The 379-nt window shown below is 59.6% G+C and carries 1 protein-coding gene; it reads right to left on the bottom strand.

The annotated features are described in order from the left end of the window. On the bottom strand, window positions 1–379 hold a 379-nt coding region (locus tag EOA24_RS41230), incomplete at both ends, for a MucR family transcriptional regulator (RefSeq protein ID WP_127410983.1).

The following is a 379-nucleotide window of genomic DNA, read 5'->3' as shown; positions in this document are numbered from 1 at the left end:
TTCGCCAAAGCTGAGCGCGCGGCGGCATAGTTCGGGGCAACCATCGGATAGTCTGCCGATAGTCCCCATTTCGCCCGGTATTCTTCGGGCGTCAGACCATAGTGGGTCGCCAGATGCCGCTTCAGCGACTTGAACTTCTTTCCATCCTCCAGGCTGATGATGTAGTCGGGCGTGACCGACTTCCTGATGGGAACGGCAGGCTTGAGGTCCTCAGGCTTCGCGACCGGGCCGCCCATCGTGCCCTTCAACGCCGTATGCACCTGGCCGATTAGAGCCGGAAGCTCGCCCACGGGGAGCGGATTGTTCGACACATAGGCCGACACGACTTCGGCGATAAGCTCGATGAGGGCGTCAGTATTGTTTTCGGCTTCTTCTGTCA

It is taken from the genome of Mesorhizobium sp. M2A.F.Ca.ET.039.01.1.1, assembly GCF_003998035.1.
GTDB lineage: Bacteria > Pseudomonadota > Alphaproteobacteria > Rhizobiales > Rhizobiaceae > Mesorhizobium.
Note: the sequence above shows the minus strand (reverse complement) of the source record. Positions and strands in the feature narration are given on the sequence as shown.